The 14,430-nt window shown below is 70.4% G+C and carries 10 protein-coding genes; 2 read left to right on the forward strand and 8 right to left on the reverse strand.

Features of this window, described 5'->3' with window-relative positions; translation table 11 throughout:
- The first annotated feature begins 55 nt into the window (after positions 1 to 55).
- The gene (locus tag ACFYZA_RS19385; protein WP_388491820.1) at positions 56 to 760 is read left to right on the forward strand and encodes a nitroreductase family protein; all 705 of its coding nucleotides are present in this window, start codon (positions 56 to 58) and stop codon (positions 758 to 760) included.
- A gap of 96 nt (positions 761 to 856) precedes the next feature.
- Here ACFYZA_RS19385 and pruA read toward each other — a convergent pair whose 3' ends face one another.
- The gene (gene pruA / locus ACFYZA_RS19390; RefSeq protein ID WP_388491821.1) at positions 857 to 2,488 is read right to left on the reverse strand and encodes an L-glutamate gamma-semialdehyde dehydrogenase; all 1,632 of its coding nucleotides are present in this window, start codon (positions 2,486 to 2,488) and stop codon (positions 857 to 859) included.
- A gap of 90 nt (positions 2,489 to 2,578) precedes the next feature.
- Positions 2,579 to 3,505 (reverse strand): proline dehydrogenase family protein, encoded by a 927-nt coding sequence (locus ACFYZA_RS19395; protein ID WP_388491824.1) that lies wholly within the window; start codon positions 3,503 to 3,505, stop codon positions 2,579 to 2,581.
- A 202-nt stretch (positions 3,506 to 3,707) separates the two neighbouring features.
- Here ACFYZA_RS19395 and ACFYZA_RS19400 point away from each other — a divergent pair, with 202 nt between their 5' ends.
- Complete coding sequence (locus ACFYZA_RS19400) at positions 3,708 to 4,865, forward strand: PucR family transcriptional regulator (RefSeq protein ID WP_388491826.1); 1,158 nt, start codon at positions 3,708 to 3,710, stop codon at positions 4,863 to 4,865.
- 48 nt (positions 4,866 to 4,913) lie between these two features.
- On the opposite strand, the gene ACFYZA_RS19405 is transcribed toward ACFYZA_RS19400, so the two are convergent.
- The 6 genes from ACFYZA_RS19405 to ACFYZA_RS19430 form a co-directional block, all read right to left on the reverse strand.
- Positions 4,914 to 5,507 (reverse strand): TetR/AcrR family transcriptional regulator, encoded by a 594-nt coding sequence (locus ACFYZA_RS19405; protein WP_382592458.1) that lies wholly within the window; start codon positions 5,505 to 5,507, stop codon positions 4,914 to 4,916.
- A gap of 94 nt (positions 5,508 to 5,601) precedes the next feature.
- Positions 5,602 to 7,194 (reverse strand): phosphoglycerate dehydrogenase, encoded by a 1,593-nt coding sequence (gene serA / locus ACFYZA_RS19410; RefSeq protein ID WP_382592455.1) that lies wholly within the window; start codon positions 7,192 to 7,194, stop codon positions 5,602 to 5,604.
- A gap of 253 nt (positions 7,195 to 7,447) precedes the next feature.
- Entirely contained in the window at positions 7,448 to 8,449 is a 1,002-nt protein-coding gene (ilvC, locus tag ACFYZA_RS19415) for a ketol-acid reductoisomerase (protein WP_382592452.1), read from the reverse strand.
- A 109-nt stretch (positions 8,450 to 8,558) separates the two neighbouring features.
- Complete coding sequence (ilvN, locus tag ACFYZA_RS19420) at positions 8,559 to 9,086, reverse strand: acetolactate synthase small subunit (RefSeq protein WP_100577584.1); 528 nt, start codon at positions 9,084 to 9,086, stop codon at positions 8,559 to 8,561.
- 26 nt (positions 9,087 to 9,112) lie between these two features.
- Positions 9,113 to 10,981 carry an acetolactate synthase large subunit gene (locus ACFYZA_RS19425; RefSeq protein WP_382592447.1) on the reverse strand — a complete coding sequence of 623 codons (1,869 nt, stop codon included), beginning with the start codon at positions 10,979 to 10,981 and terminating at the stop codon, positions 9,113 to 9,115.
- A gap of 226 nt (positions 10,982 to 11,207) precedes the next feature.
- Positions 11,208 to 14,081, reverse strand: coding sequence for a putative bifunctional diguanylate cyclase/phosphodiesterase (locus ACFYZA_RS19430; protein ID WP_382592444.1), 2,874 nt, complete (start codon positions 14,079 to 14,081; stop codon positions 11,208 to 11,210).
- Positions 14,082 to 14,430 lie beyond the last annotated feature (349 nt).

Below are 14,430 nucleotides of genomic sequence, written 5' to 3' on the forward strand. Positions count from 1 at the left end.
TCACGTGTCCCGCAAAGGACTTGGACTGGACCAGCCCGGCCGCCAGACTCGCTCCATGCCCACACCTACCGAGCAGCACTGGACCCCCGTCCACGGCGAGCCCTACCGGCCCGTCCCCTACCGCCCCGCCCGCATGGCGAGCGCCGAAACCCTGGCGCGGGCCGCCGAGTTGCGCGAGCGCATGGACGAGCGCCGTACCGTACGCAGCTTCTCGCCCGACCCGGTGCCCGAGCAGGCCGTCCGGGACGCGGTCGCCTGCGCCGCGACCGCGCCCTCCGGCGCCCATCAGCAGCCGTGGACCTTCGTCCTGGTCAAGGACGCGGACGTACGGCGCAGGATCCGCGAGGCGGCCGAGGAGGAGGAGAAGATCTCCTACGACGGGCGGCTCGGCGAGGAGTGGCTCGCGGCGCTGCGCCCGATCGGCACGGACGCGGTGAAGACCCACCTCACGGACGCGCCGGTGCTGCTCGTCGTGTTCCAGCAGCGTTACTGGCTGGCCGAGGACGGCACCAAGCACAAGCACTACTACGTCGACGAATCGGTCGGCATCGCGGTGGGCCTGCTGCTCTCCGCGCTGCACCAGTCGGGCCTGGCCGCCCTGGTGCACACGCCGAGCCCGATGCGGTTCCTGTCCGAGGTCCTGGAGCGGCCCGCGAACGAGAAGGCGTTCGCCGTCATCCCGGTCGGCTATCCGGCCGACGACTGCGAGGTGCCCGACCTGGTCCGCAAGTCACTGGACCAGGTCCTCGTGGAGGTCTGAGCCTCCCGGCCCGGACACGGAAGGGCGGACATGGAACCGCCCCCGTCCTCGGTTGGGGGACCAAGGACGGGGGCGGGGTTTCGGTGCGACCGCAGGTCAGCCCATGTGCGGGTAGCCGTAGTCGGTCGGCGGGACCAGCGTCTCCTTGATGGCGCGGGTCAGCGTCCAGCGCATCAGGTTCTGCGGGGCGCCCGCCTTGTCGTTGGTGCCGGACGCGCGGCCGCCGCCGAAGGGCTGCTGGCCGACGACGGCGCCGGTCGACTTGTCGTTGATGTAGAAGTTGCCCGCCGCGTAGCGGAGCTTCTCCATCGTGTGGGCGGCCGCGGCGCGGTCGTTGGAGATGACGGCGCCGGTCAGGGCGTAGTCGGAGGCCGACTCCATCTGCTCCAGCATCTCGTCGTACTTGGCGTCGTCGTAGACGTGGACCGCCAGGATCGGGCCGAAGTACTCGGTCGTGAAGACCTCGTTCGCCGGGTCGGTGCACTCGATGACGGTCGGGCGCACGAAGTAGCCCACCGAGTCGTCGTAGCTGCCGCCCGCCACGATCGTGCAGGAGGCGTCCGCCTTCGCGCGGTCGATCGCGGCCTTGTTCTTGGCGAAGGAGCGCTCGTCGATGACCGCGCCGATGAAGTTCGACAGGTCGGTGACGTCACCCATGGAGATGCCGTCGACCTCGGCCGCGAACTCCTCCTTGAAGCCGTCGTTCCAGATCGAGGCCGGGACGTAGGCGCGCGAGGACGCGGAGCACTTCTGGCCCTGGTACTCGAAGGAGCCACGGGTCAGCGCGGTCTTCAGGACGGCGCGGTCGGCGCTGGGGTGCGCGACGACGAAGTCCTTGCCGCCGGTCTCGCCGACCAGACGCGGGTAGGTGCGGTACTTCTCGATGTTCGTGCCGACGGTCTTCCACAGGTGCTGGAAGGTCTTGGTCGAACCGGTGAAGTGGATGCCGGCCAGGTCGCGGTGGTTCAGGGCGACCTCGGAGACGGCCAGGCCGTCACCGGTGACGAGGTTGATGACGCCCTTGGGCAGCCCGGCCTCCTCCAGGAGCCGCATGAGCAGCACGGCGGCGTGGGTCTGCGTCGGGGACGGCTTCCACACGACGACGTTGCCCATCAGGGCCGGGGCGGTCGGCAGGTTGCCCGCGATGGCCGTGAAGTTGAACGGCGTGATCGCGTAGACGAAGCCTTCGAGCGGGCGGTGGTCCATGCGGTTCCACACGCCCGGGGAGTTCGCCGGGGGCTGCTCGGCGAGCAGGTTGCGGGCGTAGTGGACGTTGAAGCGCCAGAAGTCGACGAGCTCGCACGGGGTGTCGATCTCGGCCTGCTGGGCGGTCTTCGACTGGCCCAGCATGGTGGAGGCGGCCAGCGTCTCGCGCCAGGGGCCGGAGAGCAGCTCGGCGGCGCGCAGGATGATCGCGGCGCGGTCGTCGAAGGACATCGCGCGCCAGGCCGGAGCGGCGGCGAGGGCGGCGTCGACCGCGTCCTTGGCGTCCTGCTCGGTGGCGTTGGCGTAGGTGCCGATGACGGCCCGGTGGTTGTGCGGCTGCACGACGTCGAAGCGCTCGCCGCCGCCCATCCGCTTCTCACCGTTGATGGTCATCGGCAGGTCGACGGGGTTCTCCGCCAGTTCCTTGAGCTTGGCTTCCAGACGGGTGCGCTCCGGGGAACCAGGGGCGTAGCCGTGCACCGGCTCGTTGACCGGGGTGGGGACCTGGGTCACAGCGTCCATGATTCCTTGACTCCTTTGTCCTGTGTGAGGGGTGTTCGGGTGAACGGAGGCTCGGGGCCTGTCCGCAAAATCCGTGGTCCTGGTGGACGACTAGTTCTTGGTGATCATCGAGCGGACGAAGAACAGCAGGTTGGCCGGCTTCTCCGCGAGGCGCCGCATGAAGTAGCCGTACCAGTCGGTGCCGTACGCCGTGTAGACGCGCATCCGGTGGCCCTCGGCGGCGAGCCGCAGGTGCTCCTCGCTGCGGATCCCGTACAGCATCTGGAACTCGTACTCGTCCAGCTTGCGCCCTGCGCGGCGGGCGAGCTCCTGGCCGATGGCTATCAGGCGCGGGTCGTGGGACCCGATCATCGGGTAGCCCTCGCCCTCCATCAGGATCTTCAGGATGCGGACGTACGCCTTGTCGATCTCGCTCTTGTCGAGGTAGGCGACCTCGGCGGGCTCCTTGTAGGCGCCCTTCACGATGCGCACCCGGCTGCCCGCGGCGGCCAGGCGCCGGGCGTCGTCCTCGGTGCGGAAGAGGTAGGCCTGGATGACGCAGCCCGTCTGCGGGAAGTCCTTCCGGAGCTCCTCGTGGATGGCGAACATCGAGTCCAGGGTGGTGTGGTCCTCGGCGTCCAGGGTGACCGTGGTGCCGATCGCGGCGGCGGCCTCGACGACCGGGCGCACGTTGGCGAGGGCCAGCTCGTGGCCGCCTTCCAGGGCCTGGCCGAACATGGAGAGCTTCACCGACATCTCGGCCTTGGTGCCGTGGCCGAGGTCCGCCAGCCGCTCGATGAGCTCCAGGTAGGCGTCGCGCGCGTGGGCGGCCTGCTCGGGGGTGGTGATGTCCTCGCCCACCACGTCCAGGGTGAGTTCCAGGCCCTTGCCGACCATTTCCTCGACGATGCCGACGACCTGGTCGACGCTCTCGCCGGGGATGAACCGGTTCACCACGGGCTTGGTCACCGGAGCGGCCGAAACGAGCTTGCGCATCTTGTCGCTGCGCGACGCTGCGAGGATCACGGGACCCAGCACGGGGCACCTCCACGGAAAGAACTAGACGGGGCCGCGACCGGGGCCTTTGGGACGATGGACGCCTTCGGGGCGAAACGGTAACGGCACGGAGAACCACCGTGAAACCTATGGATCTCCCCGATCCTCTGCCATGGACAGCTGTCACGCATCCGTGGCCCAGATCTCATACACATGTCTGAAGCGCGGCGCGCGATGAGCGAGAATGGCTTCCGTGAAGGGCGACTACCAGGACCTGGCCGATGAGATCTCGGCGCTGCTCGGCGCCCCCGCGACGCTGGAGAACCGGGATTTCGGGCTGATCGCGTTCGGTGCGCACGACAGCGAGGACGACCTCGCCATGGACCCCGTCCGCACCCGTTCGATCCTGACCAGGAAGTCGACGCCCGCCGTCCGCGCCTGGTTCGAGGCCTTCGGCATCACCCGCGCCACCGGCCCGGTCCGCATCCCGGCCGCGCCCGACGCCGGGGTCTTCCGCGGCCGGATCTGCCTGCCGGTACGCCACCGGGGCGTGGCCCTCGGCTACGTCTGGCTGCTGGACGCCGAGCCGGGCCCCGCCGAGGACAAGCTGGCCGCCGCGATGGAGGTCGCCGCCAGGATCGGGGTGCTGCTCGCCGACGAGACACAGGCCGGCGCCGATCTCTCCCGCGAGTTCCGGGCGGTCCTCACCGCCGGGCGCGGCTGGCAGCGCGACACCGCGACGGCCGCACTCCAGACGGCCCTCGGCCCGGACGCGGACGGCCTGCACGCGCTGGTGTGCGTGGCGCCCTGGCCGGCCGAGGACGCGCCTTCGGTCCGTACGGTGCCGGGGGCCGCGGCGGTGTGCACCGTGCCGTGGCCCGCCCCGGGCGGGGGCGGGCACGGCCTGGCCGCCCTGGTGCGGCTGCGCTCGGCGGACGCGCTCGCCCCGGCCCGCACCGCGGCGGAACGGCTGCGCGGGGACGCCGGGCACGGGGCGGCGGCCGGGGTGGCGACGGCCCGCCGCGGTCTCGCCGAGCTGACCCTCGCCCACGGGGAGGCAACGTCCGCCGTGCGCGCGGCACTTGCCGAACCCCGGCTCGGCCCCGTGGCGCACTGGTCGGACATCGGTCCGTACCGGATGCTGACCGCGCTGCCGACGCCGGAGCACCAAGACCCCTGTGTGCGCGCCTTGTTGAGCCCGACCCATGTCGAACTCGCGCGCACCGCCGAGGTGTTCCTCGACAACGCGGGGCAGGCGGGGCGCGCGGCGGCCGCGCTCGGCATCCACCGCCAGACGCTCTACTACCGCCTTTCCCGCGTCGAGCACCTCACCGGCCTCGACCTGGACCAGGGCGAGGACCGGCTGCTGCTGCACATGGCGCTGAAGGCGGCGCGGCTCTGAGGACGAGGGCGGCACGGCCGCGATCCGAAGGCGGCGCGCCCGTGCCGCTCAGCTGTCGCCCGGGTCCCCGTCGAGCCCCATGACGATCTTCAGCCCCTCGGTGAGGTCCTTGGCCGAGGGGGCCGACTCGGGGTCGACCATCCACTGGACCATCACCCCGGCGAGCAGCGCCTGGTAGAACGTTCCGGCCAGCCGCGCCCGCTCGGGGTCGGCGTGCTCGTCCATGCCGAGGAAGCCCTCCGCGAGGCCCTTGCGGCCCTCCAACTGCGGCTCGGCGAGCGCCTTCTGGAGCTCGGGGTCACTGTCGAGGCGGGAGACGATCTCCATCTGGAGCTTCCACACCGGGCGGCTCTCCTCGTACGAGTCGATGACCTTGGCCCAGCCCCGCTCGAAGCGCTCCAGCGGGGGCAGGTCCGCGGTCACGGCACCCGCCCCGCGACTCTCGGCGACGACGTCGCCCCACTCCTCGGTGAGCTTCAGGAAGGCCAGGTTGAGCAGGGCCTCCTTGGAGCCGTAGTGGTAGCCGATGGAGGCCAGGTTGGTGCCGGACTCGGCGACGATGTCGCGGGCGGTGGTCCTGGCGTAACCCTTCTCCAGCAGGCAGCGCTTGGCGCCTTCGAGCAGATCCTCACGGTGTCCCATGACAGCAGCGTACCCGGCATGCAGACATCCGTCTAAGACAAGCGTCTAGACGGGATGCCCGCAGCCGGGTACGGAAGCGGCGGGACCTCGGGGGTCAGTCCGTCAGGTTCACCGAACGGGCCGAGTTGGCACCGATCTCCTCGGCGACCTCGGCCAGCACGTGCTGCGGGATGGTGTCGTCCACGGTCAGCACGGCGAGCGCCTCGCCGCCCTCCTCGGCGCGGGCGACCTGCATGCCGGCGATGTTGAGCCCGGCCTCGCCGAGGACGCGGCCGACGGTGCCCACGATGCCGGGGCGGTCCTCGTAGCGCAGCACGATCATGTGGTCCGCGAGCGCCAGGTCCACGTCGAACTCGCCGATCGCGACGACCTTCTGGAGGTGCTTGGGACCGGCCAGGGTGCCGGAGACCGAGACCTCCTCGCCGTCCGACAGGGTGCCGCGCACGGTCACCACGTTGCGGTGGTTCGGGGACTCGCTCGACGTGGTCAGCCGCACCTCGACACCGCGCTCCTGCGCGAACAGCGGGGCGTTGACGTAGGAGACCGTCTCGTCCACCACGTCCTCGAACACGCCCTTGAGCGCGCTGAGTTCGAGCACCTTGACGTCGTGCTGGGTGATCTCGCCGTACACCTCGACGTCGAGGCGGACCGCGACCTCGCCGGCAAGGGCGGTGAAGATGCGGCCCAGGCGCTCGGCCAGCGGCAGGCCCGGCTTCACGTCCTCGGCGATGACGCCGCCCTGGACGTTGACCGCGTCCGGCACCAGCTCGCCCGCGAGCGCGAGGCGTACGGACTTGGCGACGGCGATGCCGGCCTTCTCCTGGGCCTCGTCGGTGGAGGCGCCCAGGTGCGGGGTGCAGACGACCTGGTCGAGCTCGAACAGCGGGGAGTCCGTGCAGGGCTCCTTCGCGTACACGTCCAGACCGGCGCCCGCGACGCGGCCCTCCTTGAGGGCGGAGTACAGGGCGGCCTCGTCGACGATGCCGCCGCGCGCCGCGTTCACGATCCGCACGTGCGGCTGCACCTTGTGCAGCGCCTCGTCGCCGATCAGGCCGAGCGTCTCGGGGGTCTTGGGCAGGTGCACGGTGATGAAGTCGGAGACTTCGAGCAGCTCGTCGAGGGAGAGGAGCTTGACGCCCATCTGCGCGGCACGGGCCGGCTGCACATAGGGGTCGTACGCGACGATCTTCATGCCGAAGGCCGACATGCGCTGCGCGACCAGGACGCCGATGCGGCCGAGGCCGACCACGCCGAGGGTCTTCTCGCTCAGCTCGACGCCGGTGTACTTGTTCCGCTTCCACTCGCCGTTCTTGAGCGCGGTGTTGGCCTGCGGGATGTTGCGCGCGGTGGCGACCAGGAGGCCGCAGGCGAGCTCGGCGGCGGTGACGATGTTGGAGGTCGGTGCGTTCACGACCATCACGCCGGCCTTGGTGGCGGCGGAGACGTCCACGTTGTCGAGGCCAACTCCCGCGCGGGCGACGACCTTCAGCTTCTTGGCGGCGGCGATGGCCTCCGCGTCGACCTTGGTGGCCGAGCGGATCAGAATCGCGTCGACACCGGCGATGGCGGGCAGCAGCTCCGCGCGGTCGGCTCCGTTGCAGTGCCGGATCTCGAAGTCCGGCCCGAGGGCGTCGACAGTGGCGGGCGACAGCTCTTCAGCGATGAGTACGACAGGTTTCGAGCTCACGTGGGTCCTCACTGAATCCTTTGCGGACGGCCGTCCCGACGGCCGCAGGCGGTGGAGGGGCTAGCCGCGTGGAAGACGCACGACGCTGTGGGCCTGACGCGTAGGTGTTGCTGAGCAGTGTAGTGCCGCACCCCCGGAGGTTTTCCGCCGTGGAGGCAGGATCACCCGATGGGGGTTGGACGCGGTGTCCAGGGCCGTGCGATACCAGCGGGGTCGGACACCGACAGCGTGCCCGACCCCGCTGACAGGAGGCTTACGCCTCGTCGTTCTGCACCCAGCTCATGAGCTTGCGCAGCTCCTTGCCGGTGGTCTCCAGGAGGTGCTCGGAGTCCTGGGTCTTGTACTCGTTGTACTTCTTCAGACCGCCGTGGTACTCGTCCATCCAGTTCTTGGCGAACGTGCCGTCCTGGATCTCGGTGAGGACCTTCTTCATCTCGGCCTTGGTGTCGGCGGTGATGATGCGGGGGCCGGTGACGTAGTCGCCCCACTCCGCGGTCTCGGAGATCGACCAGCGCATCTTCTCCAGGCCGCCCTCGTACATGAGGTCCACGATCAGCTTCAGCTCGTGGAGGCACTCGAAGTACGCGATCTCCGGCTGGTAGCCGGCCTCGGTCAGCGTCTCGAAGCCCGCCTTGACCAGCGCCGCGGTGCCACCGCACAGCACGGCCTGCTCACCGAACAGGTCGGTCTCGGTCTCCTCGGTGAACGTCGTCTTGATGACGCCGGCCCGCGTGCCGCCGATGCCCTTGGCGTACGAGAGCGCCAGCGCCAGGCCGTTGCCCTGCGGGTCCTGCTCGACGGCCACGATGCACGGAACGCCGCGGCCCTCTTCGTACTGACGGCGCACCAGGTGGCCCGGGCCCTTGGGCGCGACCATCGCGACGGTCACGTTGGCCGGGGGCTTGATGAAGCCGAAGCGGATGTTGAGGCCGTGGCCGAAGAACAGCGCGTCGCCGTCCTTCAGGTTGTCCTTGATGGACTCCTCGTAGACCTGGGCCTGGATCGGGTCCGGGACCAGGATCATGATGACGTCGGCCTCGGCGGCCGCCTCGGACGGCGTCACCACGCGCAGGCCCTGCTCCTCGGCCTTCGCCTTGGACTTGGAGCCCTCGTGCAGGCCGACGCGGACGTCGACACCCGAGTCACGGAGCGACAGCGCGTGGGCGTGGCCCTGGCTGCCGTAACCGATCACCGCGACCTTGCGGCCCTGGATGATGGACAGGTCGGCATCGTCGTCGTAGAACAGCTCGGCCACTGGGAAATCTCCTTGGTGTGCTGGTGTTGCGTCCACCGTATCGGTGGGGGTGAGTAAGGAACGGGTGAGTCTCGCGATACGGGCGGGTCAGAGCCCGTCCCCGCGGGGCTCAGGCGCTGCGGTCCAGGGCGCGCAGCGAGCGGTCCGTGATGGACCGGGCGCCGCGCCCTATGGCGATCGTGCCGGACTGGACGAGCTCCTTGATGCCGAACTGCTCCAGCATCTTCAGCATCGCCTCCAGCTTGTCGGCGCCGCCGGTGGCCTCGATGGTGACGGCCTCGGGCGAGACGTCCACGGTCTTGGCGCGGAACAGCTGGACGATCTCGACGATCTGGGAGCGCGTTTCGTTGTCGGCACGCACCTTCACCAGGACGAGCTCGCGCTGGATCGCAGCGCTGGGCTCGAGTTCGACGATCTTCAGGACGTTGACCAGCTTGTTGAGCTGTTTGGTCACCTGCTCGAGCGGCAGGTCCTCGACACTGACCACGATGGTGATGCGGGAGATGTCGGGGTGTTCGGTGACACCGACCGCGAGCGAGTCGATGTTGAAGCCGCGGCGGGAGAACAGGGCGGCGATCCGGGCGAGGATGCCGGGGGTGTTCTCGACCAGGACCGAGAGCGTGTGCTTGGTGGACATGAGCCTCTTACCTCTTCCTACAGCTCTCAGTCGTCTTCGTTGTCGCCGAAGTCGGGGCGGACGCCGCGGGCGGCCATGACCTCGTCGTTGGAGGTGCCGGCGGCGACCATCGGCCACACCTGGGCGTCCTCGTGGACGATGAAGTCGATCACGACGGGGCGGTCGTTGATGGAGTTGGCCTCCTCGATCGCCTTGTCGAGGTCCTCGGGGCGCTCGCAGCGGATCGCGTAACAGCCCATCGCCTCGGACAGCTTGACGAAGTCGGGGACGCGGGTGCCGCCGCTCGGCTTGCCCTGCTCGGCGACGCCGTTCTCGGGGCCGGAGTGCAGCACGGTGTTGGAGTAGCGCTGGTTGTAGAACAGGGTCTGCCACTGGCGGACCATCCCGAGCGCGCCGTTGTTGATGATGGCGACCTTGATCGGGATGTTGTTGAGCGCGCAGGTGGTCAGTTCCTGATTGGTCATCTGGAAGCAGCCGTCGCCGTCGATCGCCCAGACCATCCGGTCCGGCTGACCGGCCTTGGCGCCCATGGCGGCCGGGACCGCGTAGCCCATGGTTCCGGCGCCGCCCGAGTTCAGCCAGGTGGCGGGCAGTTCGTAGTTCACGAAGTGCGCGGCCCACATCTGGTGCTGGCCGACGCCGGCCGCGTAGATGGTGTCCGCGTCCGCGAGCTCGCCGATGCGCTGGATGACGCGCTGCGGGGACAGCGTGCCGTCGTTGGGCTCGTCGTAGCCGAGCGGGTAGGTCTCGCGCCAGCGGTTGAGGTCCTTCCACCAGGCGGTGTAGTCGCCCTTGTGGCCCTCGGAGTACTCGGCCTGGACGGCCTGGACCAGATCGGCGATGACCTCGCGGGCGTCGCCCACGATCGGGACGTCGACCTCGCGGTTCTTGCCGATCTCGGCCGGGTCGATGTCCGCGTGGATGACCTTGGCGAACGGCGCGAAGCTGTCCAGCTTGCCGGTGACGCGGTCGTCGAAGCGGGTGCCGAGCGCGATGAGCAGGTCCGACTTCTGCAGTGCGGTGACGGCGGTGACCGCACCGTGCATGCCGGGCATTCCCACGTGCAGCGGGTGGCTGTCGGGGAAGGCGCCGAGCGCCATCAGGGTGGTGGTGACGGGCGCTCCGGTGAGCTCGGCGAGGACCTTCAGCTCGGCGGTCGCGCCGGACTTCAGGACGCCGCCGCCGACGTACAGGACGGGGCGCTTGGACGCCACGATCAGCTTGGCGGCCTCGCGGATCTGCTTGGCGTGCGGCTTGGTGACCGGGCGGTAGCCCGGCAGGTCGGTCGACGGCGGCCACGCGAACGTGGTCTGCGCCTGCAGGGCGTCCTTGGCGATGTCCACCAGGACGGGGCCCGGGCGGCCGGTCGAGGCGATGTGGAAGGCCTCGGCGATGGTGCGCGGGATGTCCTCGGCCTTGGTGACCAGGAAGTTGTGCTTGGTGATCGGCATGGTGATGCCGACGATGTCCGCCTCCTGGAAGGCGTCCGTGCCGATCGCCTTGGAGGAGACCTGGCCGGTGATCGCGACCAGCGGCACGGAGTCCATGTGCGCGTCGGCGATCGGGGTGACCAGGTTGGTGGCGCCGGGGCCCGAGGTCGCCATGCACACGCCGACCTTGCCGGTGGCCTGGGCGTAACCGGTGGCGGCGTGGCCCGCACCCTGCTCGTGCCGGACCAGGACGTGGCGAACCCGGGTGGAGTCCATCATCGGGTCGTACGCCGGCAGGATGGCGCCGCCGGGGATCCCGAACACGACCTCCGCCCCGACTTCCTCGAGAGAACGGATGAGGGACTTCGCGCCCGTGACGTGCTCAACGGTCGCGGACTGGTGTCCGCCGTTACGGGGCCGCGGCTGCGGATGGTGGGCCCCGGTGGCCTGCTCGGTCATCGGCATTCTCTTCTCGAAGCTGAGGGCTTTTGCGGTGGTTTAGTCGAGATCGCGGTGGTGCTTGAGGGGTGCCAGTGCAACAAAAAACCCCTCGTGCCGTGAGGCAGGCGAGGGGAGCGCGTCGGGTGCGGTCTGCGGAGCCCACAAGGGCTCCGCTTCAGCCGACGCGCTTTCCAAGTACGAGAATTCGGGTGCGCATGGCCTTGACCCTCCCCCCGGCGCGCAGGTGGTGTCAAGTAGGTGGGACGGGCGTCTCATTATTTGAGCCGAGCAAGGGTCCGCTCCGGCCACTGAGCACGGGCAGCGCGGCCCCGCCCGGCACCGGGTATTCCCCGCGCAGCAGGGCCCTGCGCAGCCGGAACTCGTCGAGGGGGCCGGAGAACGCCATGCCCTGTCCGTGCGTGCACCCCATGGCGCGCAGCGCGAGGACCTGCTCCGGCACGTCCACGCCGTCGGCCACCGACTGCATGCCGAGATCGCACGCGATCCGGAGCAGCCCGGCGGTGATCTTGTGCAGCCGGGCCGATTCGACGACGCCCTCGACGAGCCCCCTGTCCAGTTTCAGCACGTCGACGGGGAGGCGGCGCAGCGCGTTGATGGCCGCGTAGCCGCTGCCGAACCCGTCGAGCGCGATCCGTACGCCGAGCCGGCGCAGGCCCACCAGACGCCGCTCCAGCTCGTCGAAGGAGATCCTCGGGTCGCTGTCGGCGAGCTCGATGACCAGGGCGCCGGAGGGCAGCCCGTGCCTGGTCAGGAGGGCTTCCACCGCGCCAAGCGGCATCGACTTGTCGAGCAGCCGGCGGGCCGAGAGGCGGACCGATACGGGCGCGTCATGGCCGGCCCGGCGCCGCTCGGCGGCCTGCTCCACGGCCTCTTCGAGCAGCCAGCGGCCGAGCTCGGCGGCACGCTCGCTCTCGTCGGCGACCCGCAGGAATTCGGCCGGGGTGAACAGGATGCCCTGGGCCGACCGCCACCTGGCCTGGGCCGCGACGGCGGAGACCTCGCCGGTGGTGAGGTCGACGACGGGCTGGTGCAGGACGGCGAACTCGCCCTCGGTGAGCGCGGTGCGCAGCCGGGCCGCGAGCTCGGACTTGCGGACGACCTCGGCCTGCATCTGCGGGGCGTACAGCTCGACCCGGTTCTTGCCGCCCTTCTTGGCGCGGTACATCGCGAGGTCGGCGTTGCGCAGCAGTTCGCCGGCGCCGACGCCCGGCTCGGCGAAGGCGACGCCGATGGAGGCGGCGACCCGGACATCGTTGCCGTCGATCTGGTACGGCTGCGACAGGGTCAGGCGCAGCCGGTCCGCGATCTCGCGGACCTGGTACTCGCGGGCCGCCGGGTCACGGGTGCCGTCGCCGAGGATCAGGGCGGCGAACTCGTCGCCGCCGAGCCGGGCGGCGGTGTCGCCGGCCCGTACCGAGTCCTGGAGCCTGCGGGCGGCCTGGATGAGCAGTTCGTCGCCGGCCTGGTGCCCGATGGTGTCGTTGACCTGCTTGAAGCCGTCGAGGTCGATGAAGAGCACGGCGGTGCCGGGGTCCGTGGTGCGGCGGCCGCCGAGCGCCTTGCGCACCCGCTTGGTGAACAGCGCCCGGTTGGGCAGGTCGGTCAGCGGGTCGTGCTCGGCGTTGTGCTCCAACTGCGCCTGCAGGCGCACCCGTTCGGTCACGTCGCGGCTGTTGAGAATGAGCCCGCCCTGGTGGCGGTTGACGGTGGACTCCACGTTGAGCCACTCGCCGGTCCCCGACTTGAAGCGGCACTCGATCCGCGTCGTCGGCTCCTCGGCGGGCGGCGCCGCCAGAAACCGGCGCACCTCGTGCACCACCCGGCCCAGGTCCTCGGGGTGGATGAGCGAGGCCAGCTCGGAGCCCACCAGCTCCTCCGCGTCCCGCCCGTAGACGCCCGCGGCCGCCGGGCTGACGTAGCGCAGCATTCCGGTGGGGGCGGCGATCATGATGACGTCGCTGGAGCCCTGCACCAGGGAGCGGAAGTGGTTCTCCTTCTGGGCCAGTTCATGGGTGAGCGCGATGTTGTCGAGCAGCATGATCCCCTGGCGGACCACCAGGGCGAGCACGACGGTGCAGCCGGTGAAGACGACCATCCGGTCGACCCGGTGGCCCTCGATGACGTTGTAGAGGATGCCGAGGGTGCACACGGCGGCCGCGAGGTACGGCGTGAGCGCGGCCAGCGAGCTGGCGAGCGGCCGGGTCGCGGGAACCGGGTGCGGGCGCGGCCGGCCGGCGGCCGGACGGGCGCCGCGCGGGGCGACGGCGGGCCGGTGCGGCGGCGCGGCGGGGAGCCTGCGGGCGCCCCAGGGCGCGTAGGCGAGCAGCAGCGAGCCGGCGAACCAGCCGGCGTCCAGGAGCTGACCCGAGTGGTAGTGCTGGCGCAGCAGCGGCGAGGTGAACAGGGCGTCGCACAGGACGGTCAGGGCGAGCGCCGCGATGGCGGTGTTCACCGCGGACCGGTTGGCCGAGGAGCGCCGGAAGTGCAGCGCGAGCACCATGCTGACGAGCACGATGTCGAGCAGCGGATAGGCCAGCGTGAGGGTGGCGTGAGCCACCCCCTCCCCCTCGCCCTCGCGTGCGGTGCGGGCGAGCGCGAGGCTCCAGGACAGGGTGAGCAGCGAGCCGCCGATGAGCCAGGAGTCGAGGCCGAGACAGACCCAACCCGCCCTGGTGACAGGGCGTTTGGCGAGGACGAGCAGGCCCACGATGGCGGGCGGCGCGAAGCAGAGGAAGAAGAAGTCGGCGGCCGAGGGGGTGGGCACGTCCTGCCGGAGCACCACCTCGTAGAAGCCCCAGACGCCGTTGCCGCAGGAGGCCATGGCGGAGGAGAAGGAGAACAGCAGCCAGGCCGGCCGAAAGCTGCTCTCGCTGCCGGTCGCGCCGCCACGCGCGTAGCGGAAGCAGGAGACCGCGGCGATCAGGGCGGCGGCGGAGAGCCCGAAGTCGCCCATGACTTCGGCGAGTTCCTTCGAGCCCCAGCCGAGGAATGCGCCGGTGGCATATCCGGCACAGATCAGTGCGAGTACGAGTTGGGAAACCATGCCGGTCCCGCCACCTCCGGTCATGGGGGGCCGGGTCAGAATCGCTCCCGGCGCGCTCACCGGACCGCTCCACGCCACCGGGGCCGCAGCGAGGTCCCGCCCGGCCGGGGCCGGGTGCCGAGATTCGACGCCCAAGGGCCGTGCTTTCGGGCGCCGTTCGTCGTTGTGCCGCTTATCGCCTCGGCGACCGCCGCTCCACCGCGGTGCATCGCCGCGCGCTGCCCGCGGCGGGGTCGCCGCAAGCGGCTCCACCGCGTCGGATCGTTCGTCCATTGGCCGTGCATCGCCCGTCGCCCCCCTCGCAGTGATCGCTCCCCGCGCCGTAGACGCACGGCAGCGGGCCCCGGTCGGGACGATACACCAGTCTCGTCACTCAGGGACATAGCCCTTATACGCTCAGTGACAGCCC

This window comes from Streptomyces sp. NPDC001828 (assembly GCF_042892175.1).
GTDB lineage: Bacteria > Actinomycetota > Actinomycetes > Streptomycetales > Streptomycetaceae > Streptomyces.

Bases quoted from the DNA above. Each gene is read 5' to 3' on its own strand.
- ACFYZA_RS19385 (WP_388491820.1), top strand. From the start codon at position 56: ATGCCCACACCTACCGAGCAGCACTGGACCCCCGTCCACGGCGAGCCC.
- pruA (WP_388491821.1), bottom strand. From the start codon at position 2,488: ATGGACGCTGTGACCCAGGTCCCCACCCCGGTCAACGAGCCGGTGCAC.
- ACFYZA_RS19400 (WP_388491826.1), top strand. From the start codon at position 3,708: ATGGCTTCCGTGAAGGGCGACTACCAGGACCTGGCCGATGAGATCTCG.
- ACFYZA_RS19405 (WP_382592458.1), bottom strand. From the start codon at position 5,507: ATGGGACACCGTGAGGATCTGCTCGAAGGCGCCAAGCGCTGCCTGCTG.
- ilvN (WP_100577584.1), bottom strand. From the start codon at position 9,086: ATGTCCACCAAGCACACGCTCTCGGTCCTGGTCGAGAACACCCCCGGC.
- ACFYZA_RS19425 (WP_382592447.1), bottom strand. From the start codon at position 10,981: ATGCCGATGACCGAGCAGGCCACCGGGGCCCACCATCCGCAGCCGCGG.